The 20,466-nt window shown below is 42.2% G+C and carries 21 protein-coding genes and 1 pseudogene; 17 read left to right on the forward strand and 5 right to left on the reverse strand.

The features are described 5' to 3' along the window. Positions 1 to 71 precede the first annotated feature (71 nt). Positions 72 to 1,091 carry a T9SS type A sorting domain-containing protein gene (locus ACLI09_RS06930; RefSeq protein WP_411418871.1) on the reverse strand — a complete coding sequence of 340 codons (1,020 nt, stop codon included), beginning with the start codon at positions 1,089 to 1,091 and terminating at the stop codon, positions 72 to 74. A gap of 176 nt (positions 1,092 to 1,267) precedes the next feature. Here ACLI09_RS06930 and ACLI09_RS06935 point away from each other — a divergent pair, with 176 nt between their 5' ends. Continuing rightward, the gene (locus tag ACLI09_RS06935; protein ID WP_411418872.1) at positions 1,268 to 1,786 is read left to right on the forward strand and encodes an RDD family protein; all 519 of its coding nucleotides are present in this window, start codon (positions 1,268 to 1,270) and stop codon (positions 1,784 to 1,786) included. Positions 1,787 to 1,798: 12 nt separating this feature from the next. Here ACLI09_RS06935 and ACLI09_RS06940 read toward each other — a convergent pair whose 3' ends face one another. Further along, complete coding sequence (locus tag ACLI09_RS06940) at positions 1,799 to 2,806, reverse strand: T9SS type A sorting domain-containing protein (protein ID WP_411418873.1); 1,008 nt, start codon at positions 2,804 to 2,806, stop codon at positions 1,799 to 1,801. 142 nt (positions 2,807 to 2,948) lie between these two features. Between ACLI09_RS06940 and ACLI09_RS06945 the strand changes: the two genes are divergently transcribed. The 3 genes from ACLI09_RS06945 to ACLI09_RS06955 all read left to right on the forward strand — a co-directional run bounded on the left by ACLI09_RS06945 (position 2,949) and on the right by ACLI09_RS06955 (position 5,183). Continuing rightward, positions 2,949 to 3,449 (forward strand): RDD family protein, encoded by a 501-nt coding sequence (locus ACLI09_RS06945; protein WP_411418874.1) that lies wholly within the window; start codon positions 2,949 to 2,951, stop codon positions 3,447 to 3,449. A gap of 14 nt (positions 3,450 to 3,463) precedes the next feature. After that, on the forward strand, positions 3,464 to 3,709 hold the full coding sequence (locus tag ACLI09_RS06950; protein ID WP_411418875.1) for a hypothetical protein: 246 nt from the start codon (positions 3,464 to 3,466) through the stop codon (positions 3,707 to 3,709). 133 nt (positions 3,710 to 3,842) lie between these two features. Next, a complete protein-coding gene (locus ACLI09_RS06955; RefSeq protein ID WP_411419039.1) occupies positions 3,843 to 5,183 on the forward strand; it encodes a deoxyguanosinetriphosphate triphosphohydrolase in 1,341 nt (446 codons plus the stop codon). A gap of 205 nt (positions 5,184 to 5,388) precedes the next feature. Here ACLI09_RS06955 and ACLI09_RS06960 read toward each other — a convergent pair. From ACLI09_RS06960 to ACLI09_RS06970, 3 genes and pseudogenes are all read right to left on the reverse strand, one after another. Further along, positions 5,389 to 6,965 (reverse strand): annotated as a pseudogene (locus tag ACLI09_RS06960) (S41 family peptidase). Next, positions 6,966 to 7,400, reverse strand: a complete 435-nt coding sequence (locus ACLI09_RS06965; protein ID WP_411418876.1) for a deoxycytidylate deaminase — start codon at positions 7,398 to 7,400, stop codon at positions 6,966 to 6,968. It lies immediately after the preceding pseudogene. Positions 7,401 to 7,444: 44 nt separating this feature from the next. Then, on the reverse strand, positions 7,445 to 8,029 hold the full coding sequence (locus ACLI09_RS06970; RefSeq protein ID WP_411418877.1) for a HupE/UreJ family protein: 585 nt from the start codon (positions 8,027 to 8,029) through the stop codon (positions 7,445 to 7,447). A 154-nt stretch (positions 8,030 to 8,183) separates the two neighbouring features. On the opposite strand from ACLI09_RS06970, the gene ACLI09_RS06975 reads away from it, so the two are divergent. From ACLI09_RS06975 to ACLI09_RS07035, 13 genes are all read left to right on the forward strand, one after another. Next, entirely contained in the window at positions 8,184 to 8,615 is a 432-nt protein-coding gene (locus ACLI09_RS06975; protein WP_411418878.1) for a TerB family tellurite resistance protein, read from the forward strand. A 293-nt stretch (positions 8,616 to 8,908) separates the two neighbouring features. Then, on the forward strand, positions 8,909 to 9,388 hold the full coding sequence (locus ACLI09_RS06980) for an N-acetyltransferase family protein (RefSeq protein ID WP_411418879.1): 480 nt from the start codon (positions 8,909 to 8,911) through the stop codon (positions 9,386 to 9,388). Positions 9,389 to 9,406: 18 nt separating this feature from the next. Further along, the gene (locus ACLI09_RS06985) at positions 9,407 to 10,663 is read left to right on the forward strand and encodes an aspartate kinase (protein WP_411418880.1); all 1,257 of its coding nucleotides are present in this window, start codon (positions 9,407 to 9,409) and stop codon (positions 10,661 to 10,663) included. A gap of 111 nt (positions 10,664 to 10,774) precedes the next feature. Beyond that, a complete protein-coding gene (locus ACLI09_RS06990) occupies positions 10,775 to 10,900 on the forward strand; it encodes a hypothetical protein (RefSeq protein ID WP_411418881.1) in 126 nt (41 codons plus the stop codon). A 73-nt stretch (positions 10,901 to 10,973) separates the two neighbouring features. After that, positions 10,974 to 11,510, forward strand: a complete 537-nt coding sequence (locus tag ACLI09_RS06995; protein ID WP_411418882.1) for a DUF6252 family protein — start codon at positions 10,974 to 10,976, stop codon at positions 11,508 to 11,510. An 85-nt stretch (positions 11,511 to 11,595) separates the two neighbouring features. Further along, positions 11,596 to 12,126, forward strand: a complete 531-nt coding sequence (locus ACLI09_RS07000; RefSeq protein WP_411418883.1) for a hypothetical protein — start codon at positions 11,596 to 11,598, stop codon at positions 12,124 to 12,126. Between the two features lie 85 nt (positions 12,127 to 12,211). Next, on the forward strand, positions 12,212 to 12,730 hold the full coding sequence (locus ACLI09_RS07005; protein WP_411418884.1) for a hypothetical protein: 519 nt from the start codon (positions 12,212 to 12,214) through the stop codon (positions 12,728 to 12,730). Between the two features lie 84 nt (positions 12,731 to 12,814). After that, a complete protein-coding gene (locus ACLI09_RS07010) occupies positions 12,815 to 13,357 on the forward strand; it encodes a hypothetical protein (RefSeq protein WP_411418885.1) in 543 nt (180 codons plus the stop codon). Between the two features lie 85 nt (positions 13,358 to 13,442). Beyond that, a complete protein-coding gene (locus tag ACLI09_RS07015; protein ID WP_411418886.1) occupies positions 13,443 to 13,979 on the forward strand; it encodes a hypothetical protein in 537 nt (178 codons plus the stop codon). 15 nt (positions 13,980 to 13,994) lie between these two features. Next, a complete protein-coding gene (locus tag ACLI09_RS07020; RefSeq protein WP_411418887.1) occupies positions 13,995 to 17,123 on the forward strand; it encodes a T9SS type A sorting domain-containing protein in 3,129 nt (1,042 codons plus the stop codon). Positions 17,124 to 17,586: 463 nt separating this feature from the next. Then, complete coding sequence (locus tag ACLI09_RS07025; protein WP_411418888.1) at positions 17,587 to 18,000, forward strand: response regulator; 414 nt, start codon at positions 17,587 to 17,589, stop codon at positions 17,998 to 18,000. Positions 18,001 to 18,009: 9 nt separating this feature from the next. Further along, positions 18,010 to 18,543 (forward strand): heme NO-binding domain-containing protein, encoded by a 534-nt coding sequence (locus ACLI09_RS07030; protein WP_411418889.1) that lies wholly within the window; start codon positions 18,010 to 18,012, stop codon positions 18,541 to 18,543. 2 nt (positions 18,544 to 18,545) lie between these two features. Continuing rightward, positions 18,546 to 20,465: a PAS domain-containing protein gene (locus ACLI09_RS07035; protein ID WP_411418890.1), complete on the forward strand. Its 1,920-nt coding sequence runs from the start codon at positions 18,546 to 18,548 to the stop codon at positions 20,463 to 20,465. The last annotated feature ends 1 nt before the right edge of the window (position 20,466 follow it).

Raw genomic sequence — 20,466 nt, forward strand, 5'->3', positions numbered from 1 at the left:
TTTATACTATTCGCTACACAGGGACTTGTCTTATTACAGGATTTCGTATCAAGTTGTTTTCCTATATGCACTTATTTCTTAATAACCTTATGCATAGAATATGTATTTTCTCCTTCAATTGCCATTAAATACATACCCTTTTCAAGGTTGCTGATGTCGATTACTGACATGTTACCTTCGCTTACAGCCCTTACTATTTTGCCTGTTACATCATAAATGGTAACTTTTTTAACCTTGTCACTATTTTTTAGATGCAACACGCCAGAGGTGGGGTTAGGATATATTAGCGGTTTTTCTTTAAGATTTTTATCTGCTGATAGGCTACTACAGCTTAAATTAGCCAAATCCTGGGGCTCACACATTGAACCAAGGTATTCTGTAGTGCTGGCAAGGCCGTTAATGGAGTCAAATTCAGAAAATTGTGCAGGTAGCTGTACCGGTAGCATATTATATAATTGCGATTGAAAGTCAACACTAAACAGTTGATTATTACTTGAAGATATTATAACTGTTTCATTATCGCACGTACCATGCTGGGTAGATAGCCCCCAAAAATTGAAAAACGCGCTGTCGCAAAAAATATCTTTTAATACACCTGTTTCGGGGTTGTATGCCTTAATCATTGAGTTGGCAAAATTATCTTCATACGATGTAAAAATGAGATTGCCTTTATAGAAACTAATATCTCCGGTTGCAGGAAAGCCAAGATCAGCAACTATAGAAATTTCTGATGTCAATAAATTATATCGTATTAAATGGTGGTACGCGCTTATTGCATACAGGCTATCATAACTACAAGCCAGTGCCGAATTGCCTCCCACCGGAAAGTCAACTAAAAATGTGCATGTGCCTGAAAGAATATCAATTTCATAGATTGACTCGTTGGTGTTGCCATAAAAATTTCCTGTAGGAGAAATCGCAATGTCATTTAGAAAGACACCATCAGGAGGGTTGGCGGTACAAATATACGATGTTGTATAATCGTTATTTATACTATAAATTTTATTTGCACCAGAAACAAAATATAGTGATTGTGCACTGATGTGAAGTGCCGCCATTAAGGCAAGCAGGGAAAGCAAAATTTTTGTCATTATGATTGGTTTTGTAATTTAACTCTAAGATAGTTTTTTTAAAATTCTATTTTATAAAAAAATAAAAATGCCGGCATCGCGTGCGAAACGTAATTTACCAAACAATATATTTGATAGAAAAGGAGCCATGTCGCTCCTTTTTCTATTTTTGTACCATAACCAATAACAAAAACCTTATGGAATTTGAAATTACACACGAACTCAGGGCAAACGCATGGCGCAGGCTGGCTAATTATTTAATAGACCTTGCAGTACAGTATGGGCTGGGCTACCTGATAGGATTAGCCGCGGCACTACTTACCTATATAGATATTTTTGGCCCTTTAGAATATATAGAAGCCATGAATAAGATTGAAGAGTACCTCCTGGGCTTTGTTATCAGCTTTGTTTATTATTTTACATTTGAATCGCTTACAGGCGGGCGCACACTGGGCAAGTACATAACCGGCACAAAAGTGCTAACCTGGTATGGAGAAAAGCCCTCTGTGGGGAGGTTTGCAAAACGTTCGTTGTGCAGGCTTATTCCGTTTAACCCTTTTTCATTTATCGCAGAAAACCCAAGAGGGTGGCATGATAGCCTTTCTGATACGGTGGTGGTGGAAATAAGCAAATATGAGCAGGAAGTCAACTACAGGAAAGCCTTTAATGAAATAGGCTCCCCTGTAGATGATAACACAAACCAATGGGGTGCATAATTATGTTTTGGCCTATTCCTTAACAATTTTCCTAATGGAATAATTTTCTCCGTCTCCAATTTTTAGCACATACAGCCCCGCCGCCAGGTCGTTTATATCAATACCCGAAACAACTGATTTGTTTATGGCCTTAACCTGCTTGCCTGTAACATCATAAACAGTTACACTTTTTACTTGTTGATAGTTTTTAAAATGCAACACTCCGGCCGCCGGGTTAGGGTATACAATAACGTCACTAATTTTATTACTATTTACAGCGAGCGCGCACTCCAGGTCTTCTAAATCCTGTGGGGTGCAATCAGAGCCAAGGTATTCGTTAGTAGATGCAAGCCCGTACGGAATTTCATCGTCGGGAAATTGTATGGGTTGCTGGTTATAGGTTTGGTTATCAAAATCTACAATAAAAAAATTACCCATATCGTTTGAGGCGTAAACAGTCTCATCACCACAATCGTTAAATACTGATACCATACCAAAAAAGTTAAGCGGGTTAACGTCGCAAAACAAATCTTTTAACGTTCCGGTTTCAGGGTTATAGGCTTTAATAGTATATACCTGGCCATTTTCATGTAAGGTTTGGCAAATCAGGTTGCCTTTATAAAATGCAAGGTCGCCCGAGGGGTCATAGCCCATATATGCCACCGTAGTCAGCGTATTGGTAAGCAGGTTATATTTATAAAGATTTTCATCAGGTATACCTATTGTGTACAGTTCATAATCATTACTGCATACCAGGGCGTTATAGCCATAAGATGGTAACTGGGCTATATAGGTTACCACACCTGTTAAAGGATTTATATGGTATAATACACTTGAAGTCACTCCATACATTTCACCTGATGGTGCAATTGCAATATCACCAAACAACCCTTCCGGGACAGTTGGTGTAGAGAGGTAGGTAATGCTGTTGTCGGCATTAATACGGTATATTTTGTTTCCTCCCATTATAGCATACAACGTTTGTGCAGTAAGTGAGGTGGTGGTAAATAACACCAGAAGGCATAAGGCAATTTTTTTCATGGCAATTAGTTTTTTTTGATTACAAGTTAAAAAATTTAACCTTACAAATATTAAGCCTGGTTAATTTATTTGGGTTATGTTTAATTACTAAAAAATCTTTATGTATAAATAGGTACTTTTGTACAATAGTATCCTGAAATAGATGAGCAAACCTGTACATATACCCCCGGCAGCACTGGCGCCTTTAAGCAAGCGGTTTTTAAATTTTTTTATCGATACGGTTGTTTTGTGCAGTATGCTCACCCTGGGCTTAAGCTTCCTGGGCGACTACCTTTCTAAAGCCTGTAATTTCGATGCCCTTGTTATAGGCCCGCCGGCGTTTGGTAATATAAAATATACCCTTGCGGGAGCGGCCATTACCATAGCCTACTACGGGCTGTTTGAAACGCTTTTATCGCGCACACCGGGCAAGTTTATAACCGATACGCGCGTGGTAATGGCCGATGGTTCTAAGCCGGGAAATAACGTAATACTTATACGCACCCTGTGCCGCCAGATACCGCTCGAAGCTTTTTCGTTCCTTTTTATGCCGCCTATGGGTTTCCACGATATGCTAAGCAAAACACTGGTGGTAGATAATTATGCTTTTGAAAGGGCAAAGCAAAAAAACGACGCGGCACCTAAATCGACTAACGAACTTTAAAAAAGAACACTCCTATGAGTAAAGATAAAAAAGGCCTGCATACCGGTATTATAGAAAAAGATGAAAACGGCAACTACTTTTGCGGCCCATACCTGCTCGATTACCAGCGTGTAGCGGCAATGTATAAGGAAGGCGACAAGATTGTGGTAAATACCGTTATTGACAACCCAAGCGACAAGAGCCTTGGGCAGTACCCGCAAAAGTCGAAAGACTTTAGTAAAGCGGATAAGAAGTTCATTCCCGCAAAACCTAAAGAGTAAATCAATAAAAACATAGTGAGATTGCCGCGCTCCGTTCCTCCGCTCGCAATGACGCTGCGGGCAGGAGTGAAGCTGCTCCCCTCTCCTTCGGAGAGGGGCTGGGGGTGAGGCCTCTAAATCTGAAATCTAAATGATGCACTGGGAACAGCTCCTATCTTTAAAAAGGCAGGGCGACACAAGCAAGAGGCTCCGCCGCGAGCAGGACGATACCCGCCTGGGTTTTGAGGTGGACTATGACCGTATAATATTCTCATCAGCTTTTAGGAGCCTGCAGGATAAAACGCAGGTTATACCCCTTAGCAAAACCGATTTTGTGCACACACGCCTTACCCACAGCCTTGAGGTAAGCGTGGTGGGCCGCTCGCTGGGCAGGCTTGTGGGCAAAAAGATTATCGAAAAGCACCCCTACCTTGCCGAAGTCCACGGCTACCATATGAACGATTTTGGCGCCATAGTAGCCGCGGCCGCATTGGCGCACGATATAGGTAACCCACCCTTTGGCCACAGCGGCGAAAAAGCCATAGGCGAATATTTTAAGATAGGCAAAGGCCAGCAGTATAAAGCCCAACTTACCGACAAGGAGTGGCAGGACCTTATAGATTTTGAAGGTAACGCAAACGGGTTTAACCTGCTCACCGCATCGCGGCCCGGCATAGAGGGCGGCCTGCGGTTAAGCTATGCCACGCTGGGCGCTTTTATGAAGTACCCAAAAGAATCGCTGCCTAAAAAGCCTACGCAAAATATAGCCGATAAAAAGTACGGTTTCTTTCAGTGTGATAAAGGCTCTTTTCAGGATGTAGCGAAGGACATGGGATTAATTCCAAACAAAAGCGGCGATGACATAGGCTTTGAGCGCCACCCCCTTGCCTATCTGGTAGAGGCTGCTGATGATATTTGCTATACCATTATTGATTTTGAAGACGGCATTAACCTGGGCCTGATTTCTGAAGATTATGCACTGGAGTACCTCATCAAACTGGTAAAAGATAATGTTCAGGTAGAAAAATACAAGACGCTTACGACTAAGGAAGACCGTATAAGCTACCTTCGTGCGCTTGCCATTGGCACACTCATTAATGATGCCGTAACTGTTTTTACAGAGAATGAAGAAGCAATACTGGCGGGCAAATTTCCGTACGCGCTTACTGATAAAGGCAATTATACCGCACAGATGAGGGATATAATAAACATCAGTATAAAAAACATTTACCAAAGCCGCGAGGTGGTGGAGAAAGAAGTAATGGGTTACCGCATTATCAATACCCTGCTGGATACCTTTTGCACGGCATTTAATAATAAATTTGACGGTAACGAAGGCAATTATGACAAGCTCATCTTAAAGCTGCTGCCGGAGAAATTTGTAACAGAGAAAATGAGCCTGTATGAACGCCTGCTGCACATAAGCCATTTTGTATCTACCCTTACCGATGGCAATGCGGTGTTGCTGTATAACACGGTTACCGGGGCGAAATAGTTGGGCAGTGGTCAGTGTTCAGTCTCAGTAGGCAGTAGCTTCACTCAGACGCACCACTCCGACACGTCTTTAAACAACGAAATAATCTAATTGTTGCGGAAATTTTATGCTAATTTCTGATATTACTTCGTTCCTGGTAATGAATGGGATAGGTTTGAGTGAAGCTACTGAACACTGTGAACTGCGACTGAACACTGAACACTGCCTACTTAGAAAGAACAGCTTTCACCATAGTATCCTGCTTCAGTATCAGTTCATAATAGGCGGTTTCGCTAATCAGCTGGCGCACAAACTCGGCGGCAAGATAGCGCTTTACGATATCCTTGTGTTTTTCCAGCTTAAATACAAGGCCGTTGCTTGCCAGGTAGTTATTAAAGGCGTTAAAGTAACTATCGCTTTTGGTAATTTTATCAATCAGCAGGTTTTCAGCCAGCCCGCTAAAATCCTTACGGTTTTTATCAAGTTGTTCAAACACAAAGTAGCTCACTATGCCACTTTGCATTACCATGTTGATAGATTCGTCGCCATGCTTACCTTCAAGCGCAATAAACGTATCGGGGATAATACCCCCGCCGCCATATACTACGCGCCCTTTACGGTATGGTACTTTAGCGTATCGGCTATCTTAATGCTGTCTGCGGCATAGAGTTCGCCGTTTTCATAACGCTTCTGGAAATCATTAAAATATTCTTCGTCGCCATTGGCATAGCTGCGCTGTATGCTCCTGCCACTCGGTGTATAATAGCGTGCTACGGTAAGGCGCACGGCACTGCCATCGCCCAAGGGCATTTCGCGCTGCACAAGGCCTTTGCCAAAAGAGCGCCTGCCTACTATGGTACCACGGTCGTTATCCTGTATGGCGCCGGCGAGTATCTCACTGGCCGAGGCACTGTTTTCGTTTATAAGCACATATAGCTTACCGGTTTCAAAAATACCGCGTTTTGTAGCATCGGTTTCATCTATACGCCCCTTTTTATTTTTAGTTTTAACGATGATGGCGCCGTCCTTTAAAAACTCGTCGGCTATCTGCACTGCCATTTCAAGGTAGCCACCGCCGTTATCCCGAAGGTCTACAATCAGTGTTGTCGCGCCTTTCTTCTTCAGGCTTTCCAGCCCGGCGAGGAATTCGTCATAGGTAGTTTCGGCAAAACGGTTAATCTTGATGTAGCCGGTGGTGCTGTTTGCCATTACCGATACATCCACGCTTTTAATAGGAACCACATCGCGCGTAAGGCTCACCTTAAATTTTTTCTTTTCACTTTTGCGGAACACCGTAAGTGTAAGTTTGCTTCCCTCCTTCCCTTTCAGCGTACTAAAAAGGCTGTCGTTTGGCAATTTCCTCCCAAAAAGTTTGGTATTATCGGCATACAAAATACGGTCGCCGGCCTTAATGCCTGCCCTGTCGCTTGGGCCTCCTGGTATGGGCTTTATTACTGCAACGGAGTCTTTATACATATAAAAGTTTACGCCTATGCCTACAAAGTCGCCGCGCATGCTCTGCTCTACCGCCTCCATTTCACCCTTATTGATGTACACGCTGTGTGGGTCGAGCTTTTCGAGGATGCTGTTTACGGTAAGGTCTACAATGCTGTCGGTATTTACATCGTCTACATAATCGCTTTCAATAAAATCAACCAGTTTGTTCAGCTTGCCCTTACCGGATGTATTGCTGCCTATGAAACCGCTGTTCTGGGCCGGAAAGTTGAGCAGGCTGCCCATGATAAGCCCCGCCGCCAGCGTAACCGACAGCACTATGGGGAGGTATATTTTTTTAATTGTCATTTAAATAAAATCCGGCTCGGTTATACATACTACTTCCACACCTGCTTTTTCTAAAAATTCGATACCCGAATTATCCTTATACGCGTTCTGGAACACCACCCGCTTAATACCGGCCTGGTGTATGAGCTTGCTGCAGTCTTTGCAAGGGGACATGGTTATATACAGGGTAGCGCCTTCGCAGCTTTGTGTAGAGCGTGCCACCTTAAGTATAGCATTGGCCTCAGCGTGCAGCACATACCACTTTGTTACATTATCATCATCTTCGCAGCAGTTTTCAAATCCGGACGGCGTACCGTTATACCCGTCTGATATGATCATCCTGTCTTTTACAATAATTGCGCCAACCTTTTTACGTTTACAGTAAGAGAGTTGGCCCCACTCACGGGCTATACGCAGGTATGCCCTGTCGTATTTACTTAGTTTTTCCTGTTTCATTACAATCTGCCCCTTTATTTAGGGACAATAAATTTAAGCAATATTTACCAAAAACGGTGCCTGATTATATGGGTTACCGATATACCCGCAACAAAGGACGAAACCACCAGCAGCCAGTCGCGGCGGTTTACCTTAAGCACATTTGTAACAATAAGCCCGCTAAGTAAAACGCACAATACCACAATAAGTTGTGCCGCCTCGAGCCCGAGGGTAAAAGCAGCGAGGGTTGAAAAGCTATTACCTGTATTTCCGGCCACGAGCATACGGAAGTCTTTACCAAAGCCCAGCCCGTGTACAATGCCGAAAAGCAACGCCAGTACAGCTATAAAATTAATATTATTTGCCGGGCCCTTGCCTGGCTTTGCTATATTTAAAAGCGCGGTTATAAATATGGTTAAGGATATAAAAAACTCCACCGGCTCTGAATTAATATGGCCAAATACATAAACCGCAAGTACCAGCGTCATGGTGTGGCCTATGGTGAATAATGTAGCAAGCAGCAGTACCTGCCGCCATTCTTTAAACGTATAAGGCAATGCCAACATGGCCAGGAAAAGGATGTGGTCAAGCCCGTCAAGGCTGATTACATGCCAAAGGCCGGAGAGAAAATAAAGCTGAAAATCGGTCATTCGTGTAAGCGATAATATATATATAACGTAAACTTACATTTTTTTGAACTGATATACCATGTTTGCCATTGATTGTTAAAATCTTTTCATAATTTTATTTCCAACCAAAATATTACATTTATATTTGCCCAAAATACGATAAACACATATCAGGATGTCGATCTCAGATTTATTTGACAGCGGGTTTAAAGGGCGCAACCAGGGCCACTTTGCCTCTATAGTAAGGGTTGCCCTTGAAAACGGCCACGTAAGCCCGGAAGAAAAGAAATTTTTAGACAAGCTTGCCAACAGGCTTGAAATTAGCGAGCAGGAATATGCCGAGATACTGGCTAACCCTTTTAAGTACCCGGTTAACCCACCGCACCTGTATGTACAGCGCCTTGAAAGGCTGTATGACCTGAGCCGCATGGTATATGCAGACCATGTGCTGGGGCCAAAGCAAAAAGAAATACTTACCCGTTTTGCCACCGCGCTGGGCTTTACCCCGGGTAACGTACACTACATTGTAGATAAGGCGTTATCGCTACTGGTGCTAAATGTAGATGCCGATACGTTTGTATACGAAATGCAGCACATGAATAAGTAATAGTAAAGCCCTCTGGAAACAGGGGGCTTTTTTTGGCCTCACCCCCAGCCCCTCTCCGAAAGAGAGGGGAGCAGCTTCACTCAAAACCTTAAACCCAGTTTAAAAACCCGTGTAAACGCGCGATTGCACAGCCGCGTAATCCGCGTTCCATCCTACCACCTTTCGACTTTGCAACTCTGCAACTTCGCTTCTTTCAACCCCACATTCCCACAAATACTCGTATTTTTGTGATATTAAAATAATTTATTATTTAGCAGTTTGTTAAAGATGTATTTTTGACGAAATTTTGAATAATGAACATCCGCAGGGGAACGATAGCCGATATGCCGGCTGTGCTGGAACTGATAAAAGAACTGGCCGTTTTTGAAAAAGAACCCGATGCCGTGGTAATAACCGTGGCCGACCTGGAGCGCGACGGTTTTGGCGAAAGCCCCTTGTTCCAGACCTTTGTAGCCGAAGTTGGTGGCTACATTATAGGCATGGCACTATTTTATTACCGCTACAGCACGTGGAAGGGCAAAACCATACACCTGGAAGACCTGATAGTTAAAGAAAGCTACAGGGGTACCGGGGCAGGAAGCGCATTATACCGCGAGGTATTGCAGTTTGCAAAACAAGAGGGCCTGCGCCGCGTAGAGTGGGCCGTACTGGACTGGAACACACCGGCCATAAATTTTTATGAAAAAAGCGGGGCGAAGATACTTGAAACCTGGCGCACCGTGCAAATGGATGAGCAGGGGCTGGTAAACTTTACGCTTACACTACAACAATAAAAAACACCAAACACATAAATGAAAGTATTTAAATTTGGAGGTGCATCGGTTAAGGATGCCGATGGGATAAAAAACGTGTACAGCGTGCTGCAACAGGTAGGCCATGAAGATGTGCTGCTGGTAATAAGCGCGATGGGCAAAACCACCAATGCCTTTGAGGTGGTAATTAAAAATTTCTTTGATAAATCGGGCGAATTGCAGGCCAGCATACAGGAAATAAAAAAATACCACAACCAGATACTTCTGGAGCTTTTTGAAGATGAAAAGCATGTAGCGTTTGAGGCAGTGGCTAAAATATTTACCGACCTGGAGTTGTTTTTTAAGAACACCAAGTCGCCCAACTATAACTTTGTGTACGACCAGGTGGTGAGCCTGGGCGAGGTGCTTTCTACCACTATAGTAAGCCACTACTTTAACCATGTAGGGCTTAAAAACACCTGGCTGGATATACGCGAACTTATAAAAACCGACAACACCTACCGCGATGCCATTGTAAACTGGGAGGCTACCCAAAAACTGATACCCAAGGCTGTAAAGAAAAAGAACCTTTATATTACACAGGGCTTTTTGGGCAGCGACGACAATAACTTTACCACCACGCTGGGCCGCGAGGGCAGCGACTATACAGCCGCCATAGTAGCCTACTGCCTTAATGCCGAAAGTGTAACCATATGGAAGGATGTACCGGGCGTGCTTAATGCCGACCCCCGCTATTTTGAAAACGCCATATTGCTCAACCAGATAAGCTACCGCGAGGCTATAGAGCTGGCGTTTTACGGTGCCACGGTAATTCACCCGAAAACATTGCAGCCACTGCAGCGCAAGGAGATTCCGCTGTTTGTAAAATCGTTTGTAAACCCGCTGTTGCCGGGTACGAGCGTGAGTAAGGGTGCTGATTTGATCCCTCAAACCAACTGCTTTATCGTTAAAAAGAACCAGTTGCTTATATCGCTGTCATCGCTCGATTTTTCATTTATTATGGAAGAAAACATCAGCGAGATATTTGCCCTGCTGCACAAATACCGCATGAAGGTATCGCTTATACAAAACTCGGCCATCAGTTTCTCAGTATGCGTGGATGATAAATTTGGCAATTTTGCCGAACTGAAGGCCGTGTTGTCTAAAAAATTCAAGGTTACCTATAATGACGAGGTGTCGCTATACACCATCCGCCACTTTAACGATACCTCTGCCGAAACGGTTACCAAAGGCCGCGATGTGCTGGTACGGCAGGTAAGCCGTGAAACCATGCAGATTGTAACGAAGGAGCTGTAAGGGCACGCAACATATCAAAGAACTATAGCCCAAGACTTTTTCCGGCCGGAAAAGTCTTGGGCTATTTTAATTAAATCATTCAATTGCTCAACTTTAACAAAAAAGCACCGTATGAATCCGACAACACAGCTTGTTTCCGGCACCTTTTGGTTTGATATAAAACATCCGGTAAACGGCAACCATATCGAAATACGCGAAGGGCGCTTTGATACTTTTTGGCATGTGCTAATTCGTTAAAATTTTGTTAATAACCATTAACAGCTTACCAAAAATATTAGCTTTATCAACACCAACCAATTGATTATTAGCCATGAAAAAACACTTATTACTCTTACTTACCGTGCTGCCGCTTTTAGCGCTTACCGGCTGCAACAACGATGACGGCAATAAGCCTGCCGACCCTATTAGCCAGCTGCCACCCGCCACACAAACCGGCGAAGATACCTTTGGATGTTTATTAGATGGTAAGGCGTTTAAGCCTGATAACCGCCCCAATGCTACAAATTGTTTTTATCAATTTGTAGATGGAGACTATTACCTTTTGGTAAAAGCTTCTACTTCAAATCTTGATTTAAAAGTAGTGAGACTCATAACTGAAAAAAAACAAATCTTTGAAGGTGAAACATATAATTTATATGAATATAGTGAGGGAAATGCTGTAGGTAACTATACTAATAATTCAATAGAAAGTTACACTTCACACATATATACGGGAGAACTTACCATCACCAAATTAGATTATACCAACCATATCGTTTCAGGAACTTTTTGGTTTGATGTAATGGATGAACATGGCAATTTACACCAAATACACGAGGGCAGGTTCGATATGCATTTTACTACATAAATAGGGTGTTAAAATTTTTGTTAATCATATTTATGTTTTACCAAAAATATTAGGTTTAATAAAACCAACTAACTGATTTTTAGCCATGAAAAAACACCTCTTTATTTTGCTCACCTTATTTTTTGCACTGGCAGGCTGTAACAACGATGACGACAATAAGCCTGCCGACCCTGTTAGCCAGCTGCCACCCGCCACACAAACCGGCGAAAATACCTTTGGATGTTTATTAGATGGTAAGGCGTTTTTGCCCGGACCCGGAGCTAATCCATTAGATTGTGTGTACCAGTATGTGGATGGGGGGTATTATTTTGCCTTACAAGGAAGTAAAAATTTACAAAATTTCATTGCAATAGGCATTAATACTAATAATTTAGAGTTAATAGAAGGTAATAATTATAACTTAACAGATAACGAAGTAGGTAATGCATATGGGTTACGCTATTTTAATTATATATTTAATTACACCACAACAATACATAGTGGACAATTGTCAATAACTAAACTTGATTATACCAACCATATCGTTTCAGGAACTTTTTGGTTTGATGTAATGGATGAAAATGGCGTTGTACATCAAATACGCGAAGGCAGGTTCGATATGCATTTTACTACATAAATACGGTGTTAAAATTTTGTTAATTAGTATTAATTTTTTACCAAAAATATTAGCTTTATCAACACCAACTAACTGATTTTTAGCCATGAAAAAACACCTCTTTATTTTGCTCACCTTATTTTTTGCACTGGCAGGCTGTACCGATGACGACAGCGGCCCGCTACCCCCGGCCACACAAACCGGTGCAGGCACCTTTGGCTGTACTGTAAACGGTAAAAACTTTGTAGACAACAGCGGCCATTATAACTGCTACTACCAGTATGTAGATGGCGGGTATTATTTTGGGATGAGAGGCCAGGATGAAAACAGGGACCCAAAAAGTATTAATCTATTTACTACAAATAAGACACTCTCTGAAGGCGAAGTACTCCCTTTAAAAACCAGTACTGACGGAAATGCATCGGGAGGGGGGTTTTTTTACGTGGGTTATGGTGAATCTGCACGCACCGATGGTGAAACTTATACCGGCGAGCTTACCATAACCCGGTTTGATACGGTTAACTACATTGTTTCCGGCACCTTTTGGTTTGATATAAAACATCCGGGGAACGGCGGGCGTGTAGAAATACGCGAAGGCAGCTTTGATACTCATTACGGCTCGTGAGCAATTTGTTAGAAATTTGTTAATTAATATTAATTTTTCACCAAAACATTAGCTTTATCAACACCAACTAACTTATTTTTAGCCATGAAAAAACACTTATTACTCCTCCTTACCGTGCTGCCGCTTTTAGCGCTTAGCGGCTGTAACAACGATGACGACAATAAGCCGGCCGACCCTATTAGCCAGCTGCCACCCGCCACACAAACTGGCGAAGATACCTTTGGATGTTTGTTAGATGGTAAGGCGTTTTTGCCCGGACCCGGTTTAAATACTTTAGATTGTGTGTACCAGTATGTGGATGGGGGATATTATTTTGCCTTACAAGGAAACAAGAGAGATAGCAGTCATAATTATATCTTAATAGGTTGTTGCACACAAAAGCTTGAAATTTTTGAGGGGGAAGAATTTGATTTAAAAGAACAAGTTGATGGGAATGCTTATGGAAGTTATTTCTATAATTTAAATGACAATACAACATCTATAACTAGTACTGGTAAATTGAAGATTACAAAACTTGATTTTACTAACCATATCGTTTCAGGAACTTTTTGGTTTGATGTAATGGATGAAAATGGCGTTGTACATCAAATACGCGAGGGCAGGTTCGATATGCATTTTACTACATAAATAGGGTGTTAAAATTTTGTTAATTAATATTACTATTTTACCAAAAATATTAGCTTTATCAACACCAACCAATTGATTATTAGCTATGAAAAAACACTTATTACTCTTACTTACCGTGCTGCCGCTTTTAGCGCTTACCGGCTGCAACAACGATGACGACAATAAGCCGGCCGACCCTGTTAGCCAGCTGCCACCCGCCACACAAACCGGAGAAGATACCTTTGGATGTTTGTTAGATGGTATGGCGTTTAAGCCTGATAACCGCCCCAATGCTACAAATTGTTTTTATCAATTTGTAGATGGAGACTATTATTTTGTAGTTGGTGCCTCAAATTATCATACCAACCTAAAAGGTATAACATTAAGAACTGAAAGAAAACAAATCTTCGAAGGGGAAACCTATAATCTATTTGAATATACTGAGGGAAATGCTGTTGGCAGTTACACATACAATTTAACTAACAATTTCACCTCTAGTACATATACGGGAGAACTTACCATCACTAAATTAGATTTTACCAACCATATCGTTTCAGGAACTTTTTGGTTTGATGTAATGGATGAAAATGGCGTTGTACATCAAATACGCGAGGGAAGGTTCGATATGCATTTTACTACATAATTAAACCTTACTAATATGAAACCAGTCCAATTATTTTTCAGGGTACTACTGCCCTGGTTGCTCGCTATTGCCCCATTGCGGGCGCAAACCGTAGATACTGACTATGCAAGGCAGGTAAATACCGTTTTTGCCAACCTTGATAAAACAAGGGTGCCCAATAAGCTGCTGTTAGATTATGCCATGGAATTTGCCGAGCTCTCAGCCTATAATGGAACGCTTTCGGCCGAAAACATGCTGCACCGCGGTACTTATACCGAAATTTATAACACCCTGCTTATGGCGCGGGTAAATGCCTCCGTAACGGGGCTTGCCGACCCAAAACTATTTAACGCAAACTGGGAAGCCCTGCGCCAGCCCGGCAAAATAGTGCTTAGCGGGCTGTTTTATAAATACAGCCGCTTTAAAAGTAATGCCGTGCCGGGCTACCTTACCGTTAACAATGATAAAATATATGATAAGTATATAAACGGCGTATGGCAAAACCCTTATGAAGAAAAAGAGGTATTTGCCATTGCAGCGCCCATAGCGGCCTATAATTACCTGCGCATGCAGGTACAGCTTCCGGCAGCATTGTGGTATACTAACCAGGGCACCGCCGTGCAAAGCATAGCTATAGACTTTGCCGATGGCCGCGGCTACCAGGCCATAAGCCTTAACCAGGTAAAAACCATAACCTACAGCCAGCCAGGCTTGTATGAATGGAAATACCGGCTTACGCTTACCGGCGGCAGGGTACTGTACAGCCACACACAACTTAATGTAACGGGCAGCGCCCCCATACTGCCCCGCACGGGGCGCACCATAAGCCAGCCCTGCGTGAGCGGCACGGCTATAGACACGGTAGATTTTACCGGTACGCGTGCCTATGCCGGCGTGGCAAACAGGGCCATACTGGAGATAGACTACGCGCTGAACGACTGTATAATACGCAAGCCGCTAATAGTGGCCGAAGGCTTTGATAGCGGCCTGCTCGGGATAGAAAATCCGTTGGGTGAAAGTGATTATACAGGATTCCGTTTTAATACTTCTTTAGCAGGAATTAATTTACTCAATCAACTTAACACATACGATATCATTTATGTAAACTGGGTAAAGGGTAAAGACGACCTGCACCGCAATGCCTACCTGCTTGAGGATATTATAAAATGGGTAAACTCGGTAAAACAGGGCACTACGCCCAATGTGGTTATGGGGCAGAGCATGGGTGCCGTTATAGGCCGCTATGCCCTGCGTGATATGGAGCAACAACAGGCTGCCACCGGCCTGGCCACCTGGAACCATAAAACAAGCCTGTATATAAGCCATGACGGGCCACACCAGGGTGCCAATATACCGCTGAGCATATTGTACTTTGCCCGCCACTTGGCAGACCAGTTTGTAGGCACCCCGCTAGGAGATATGAATATAAACCCCAGTGATGGCTCACCTATTACCATTGAGGATCTCAAAACCCTGATTGATTCACCCGGCACCAGGCAACTGCTTATAAACAATGTTAATGGGTCGTTTGCAATAGATAACAGTGCAGCCATAGCATGGCAAAACGAATTGCACACCATCGGCTACCCTTTACAAACAAAAAATGTAGCCATAAGCAATGGTAACCATTGTGCCAACCCACAGGATTTTGAACCGGAAACCACGTTATTTTCCTTAAACGGAAAGGGTAAAACCTCGTGGTTAGTAGTATTAATTTCCTCCGTTTTTTCTGCCACTGCTTTATATCCTGTAACTTTAGGATATGCCAGCCTGGCCTATTTATTTAATGAGCCAGGATTGTTATTAGGGATATTACCCGGCAACAGTAAATTTAATTTTGATTTTAAAGCTAAAGCACTGCCGGATGTAGGGGACAATATAGAAATCTACCGGGGTAAAATTACATTTACCAAAAAAGTTCTGGGTTTAATTAATCTTTCTGTTAACCTTACAAACAGGGGCTTTAATAATCCTAATGGGATTTTATCCTATGACTATTATCCCGGTGGCTTTTATCCTGTACCATTTTCTTTTGATGATACAATCGTAAAGAATAAGTTTTTCACTTATGGAATTTCAGCCGAATCGGTAGACCATTTTAATTTTATACCCGTACCAAGCGCTTTAGACATCGGAAAAGGCACAACGACTTTAAATAATTCCGATTATTTTCAAAAGTACACATCGGATAATCCGCCTTTATCACCAAAAGATTCACCATTTTCAAACTTTACTACATCATATACTCCTGACAGTAATCTTAACGAATCTCATATAAGCTTTAATACCCGGAATGGCAACTGGCTTGCTTTGGAACTAGATACGGATCCCGGTAATAGTAGTTTTTTTGATTGTGAATACAAGTGTGATATCGAAATAACCGGCCCGGCTATTGCTTGTGGCTTACAAACCTTCTCAGTTCCCGCAGGGGCAGATGGTATAACATGGTCTGTAATTCCATCAAGCGCAGGAACAATAAGCAGTGGCCAAAATACACCAAATGTTAGTATTTTATCTACACCGGGGTATAGGGGTGCCGTCAAAATACGGGCTGTCATTACATCGGCGTTATGTGGCGGCGTTACACTCAATAAAGATATTTGGGTAGGTACACCGTTGCTTAGCTCAACAATGGATGCCCTTATAACCCCCGAAGAAGCTGAAAATTATGTGTTCTGCCAAAATGAAGACCCTATTGTGGTTCCATTTACCGCAAAAGGCTATACCTCACTAGAACTGAACGCTCAAACGCAAAACTTTAATTACGTGATTGCAGGCAGCAATATTTATATCTATACGTATCAAACCGGCACTATTGCCTTTACGCTACAGGCAGAAAGCCCCTGCGGGGCGGCAAACCCGGTGATGTTTTTATTTACGATAGTCGACTGTCCTTCATCAAGTGAGTTTTATTACAAGGCATACCCTAACCCTGCTACAGACTATATAAACATTAAGATTCGCGATGCAAATGTGCTTCCCGCGTCAGGTAGCGCTATTTCGGCCACGCTGCACGATTTTACGGGCAACCCTGTAAGGAGTAATATCCCTGTTGCAAATAATGAGGCGGTTATAGATGTAGCAGCACTTCCTAAAGGATATTATATTTTAACCATAAAAGTAAACGATGCCCCTGAATCGCACCTTGTTTATATAGAGAAATAGAGGTTATTTTAAATAACATTATAGTACAAAAAAAACAAACCTGCAGCTTTGGGGCGCTGCAGGTTTTTTAGCATGGTAGCATTAGTAGTCTTCAAAAATAATGGGGCTTTTTGAAGTATATTTTTTTATTGTAGTGTCTTATTATATCAGGTACGATCCTGTGTTCCTTATTTACATGACAAATATAGGGCTGAGACACAATTTGACCGGCCCTAGTTCGGTTACCGTGTTATTTGTGTAGCCCATAACAGCTAATGTGTCGACGAACTGTCGTATAACCCCTATTATATATTAATAAATTGTTAATTAATATATTTACCTGACAATACCATTACCATTCATCGAAACTTTATTGCTTCCCAACGACACAAAGCCGCAAAACAGCGTTGGTTGTATTTTATTAAAACCATGCACGGTATTTTTGATGTTTTACAATACACACCTTATTTACCACACTTGCCACATGTCAGGAATACTAAACATCTTATTGATAGAAGACGACGCTATTGAAGTAATGAAATTCAATAGGGTACTGAAATCGCTGGGCCTCAGCCACAAAGTTATTGAAGCCGGAAATGGCGAAGAAGCCCTTACCATATTAAAAGAAAAAAACATAATACCTGACATTATATTGCTTGACCTTAATATGCCTAAAATAAATGGTATTGAATTTTTAGGCATATTAAAATCGGATGAGGTGCTTAAGTACATACCCGCGATAATATTAAGCACCAGCAACAACCACCGCGATGTTATGGAGTGCTACAGTATAGGCATAGCCGGCTACCTTATAAAGCCGCTTCGGTATGAAGATTATACCGACCGTATAAAAAAATTACTGGAATACTGGAGCGCAAACGAACTTACTTCGCAATAAAACGCATTTATGTACGGAGTAATTTATATTGCAATAAAAGAGTATGCAGAAACCGCGTTTGGCCCGGTTAAATGGCAGTCTATTGTAGAAAAAAGTGGTGTTACTGTTGATTTTACCCTTACCGAACAACCATATAACGACGATATTTCTTATAAATTAGCAAAAGCAACCGCTGATTGTACCGGCATGCTACTGCAAAATATTTTGTATAACTTTGGGCTTCAGGTAATCCGCACAACAAATGCAAGCTTTAAGCCCATAATGAGCGGCAGGGGCGAATCCCTGCGTGATTATTTACTTAATTTACCTAACTTCCATAACCGGATAAGCTTTATTTACCCGGAACTTATGCCGCCGGAGTTCAGGCTGTCTGATATAAACGACATCAGCCTGATGTTTCACTACCGCAAAAAAAGGGAAGGGATGACCGAATATTTTAGGGGATACCTGACCGGCCTGGCGGAAGTTTATAAAGAAAACGTAACCATAACAGCTGTATCGGCCACTAGCGATACCGAGGAAGTGTATAAAATAACCTGGTAGTAATGCAAAAATTTACTTTTAATAAAGAAGGTTTTAATAACCTCTTTCCTTTTCACTTACTGCTTGATGGCGACCTCAATATAACATCCATTGGCAAAAGTATTGCAAAACTATACCCCAATCTTAAAGAAGGTGAAAGCTTTAAAGCGCTGTTCCGCATTAAACGGCCTTTTTTAGACACCATAACGCCGGCCGGCCTGCTTACTAACCTTACCCAGCTTGTAATACTCGAATCGCGCACCGGCTCTGATGTGCAGCTGCGCGGGCAGTTTGAACAAATGGACGATTGCTTTTTATTTATTGGTTCCCCGTGGTTTGTATCTTTAGAAGAAATAAAGCAGCAAAACCTTAGCATTTTAGATTTTGCAAACTATGACCCGCTGCTGGACCTGCTGCAACTTATAAAAACACAGGAAATAACTACCCTTGAGCTGCGCAACCTCTTAAAAATAAATAATAACCAGCGTGAGGAGCTGCGAAAAGACCGCGAAGAGCTAAACCGCATCGCCATGGTGGCCAGCGCTAATAATAACGGAATTGTTTTTACCACGCCCGACGCTAAAATATTTTGGTGTAACGACGCTTATATGAGGCAAACCGGTTTTAGCCGTGAAGAAGTAATAGGCAAAACACCTGTACAGATAGGCAATAACCCGGCAATAGATAAAGTTGAGCTGCATACCATGATAGACCGCTTTTATAAAGGCGAACCTTTTGATGTAGAAATAACGCACGGCCGTAAAGATGGTTCATACTTCTGGACACGCATACAGGGACAGCCCGTATATAACGATGATGGTAAAGTGCTACAGTTTTTTGCCATGGTTGAAGACATGTCTGAAATGAGGGAAAAGGAAGAAGAGCTAAAACTCCTCTCGGTAATTACCGAAAAGAATACTAACTCTATAGTGGTGTGCGATAAAAATGGGCATATAGAATGGGCAAACAAAAGCTTTGAACAAACAACCGGGTACAGCATTACAGAGCTGATAGGCAAAAAACCGGGTAAACTGCTGCAAGGGAAGGAAACTAACCCTGAAACAGCGGCATACCTTGCACAACAAATAAGGGCAGGCGAGCCCTTTAAGTGCGAAATATTAAACTACAAAAAAAACGGAATTAAATACTGGGCGCAGATACAGGGCCAGGCACTGTATAATGAGCGTGGCGAAATAGCGCGCTACTTTGCCATAGAAGAAGATATTACCGAGCGAAAAAAGCTGGAACGGCAAAAAGAAGAGCTTGTAACAAGCCTTGAAAAAAGCAATAAAGAACTGGAGGATTATGCCCAGATTGTATCGCACGACCTTAAGTCGCCGCTGCGAAGCATTAACTCGCTAATTGCCTGGATAAAAGAAGAGAATGAAGGCGGGCTAAGCGACCAGACCGCGCTTTATTTAAGCATGATTGAAAACAAGCTCGAAAAAATGGACAGCCTTATACAGGGTGTGCTTACCTATTCGCGTATAGACAAGGCCGATGTAAATAAAGAGCGTATAAACCTTCATGAAATAGTACGTAATATTATAAGCATTATACACATACCTGATAATATAACCGTGCAGGTAGATGGCACACTGCCCACAATACTGGCAGACCGCTACCGCATGCACCAACTCTTTCAAAACCTTATAGGCAACGCCGTTAACTATATAGATAAGCCGCATGGGCTGGTAAACATAGGCTACACCGAAACAGGCGCACATTATACCTTTTATGTAAAAGACAATGGCCCGGGCATAGCCCCTGAAAACCACCAAAAAATTTTTAAGATTTTTCAGTCCCTTATTAAAAATGAAAGATCTACCGGCCTGGGGCTGTCTATCGTAAAGAAAATTGCGGATAACTATAAAGGCAGGGTATGGCTGGAAAGCGAACTTAAAAACGGCACCACTTTTTTTATACAATTACCTAAAAAATAAA

It is taken from the genome of Flavobacterium sp. RHBU_24, assembly GCF_046613695.1.
Taxonomy (GTDB): Bacteria; Bacteroidota; Bacteroidia; order Flavobacteriales; family Flavobacteriaceae; genus Flavobacterium.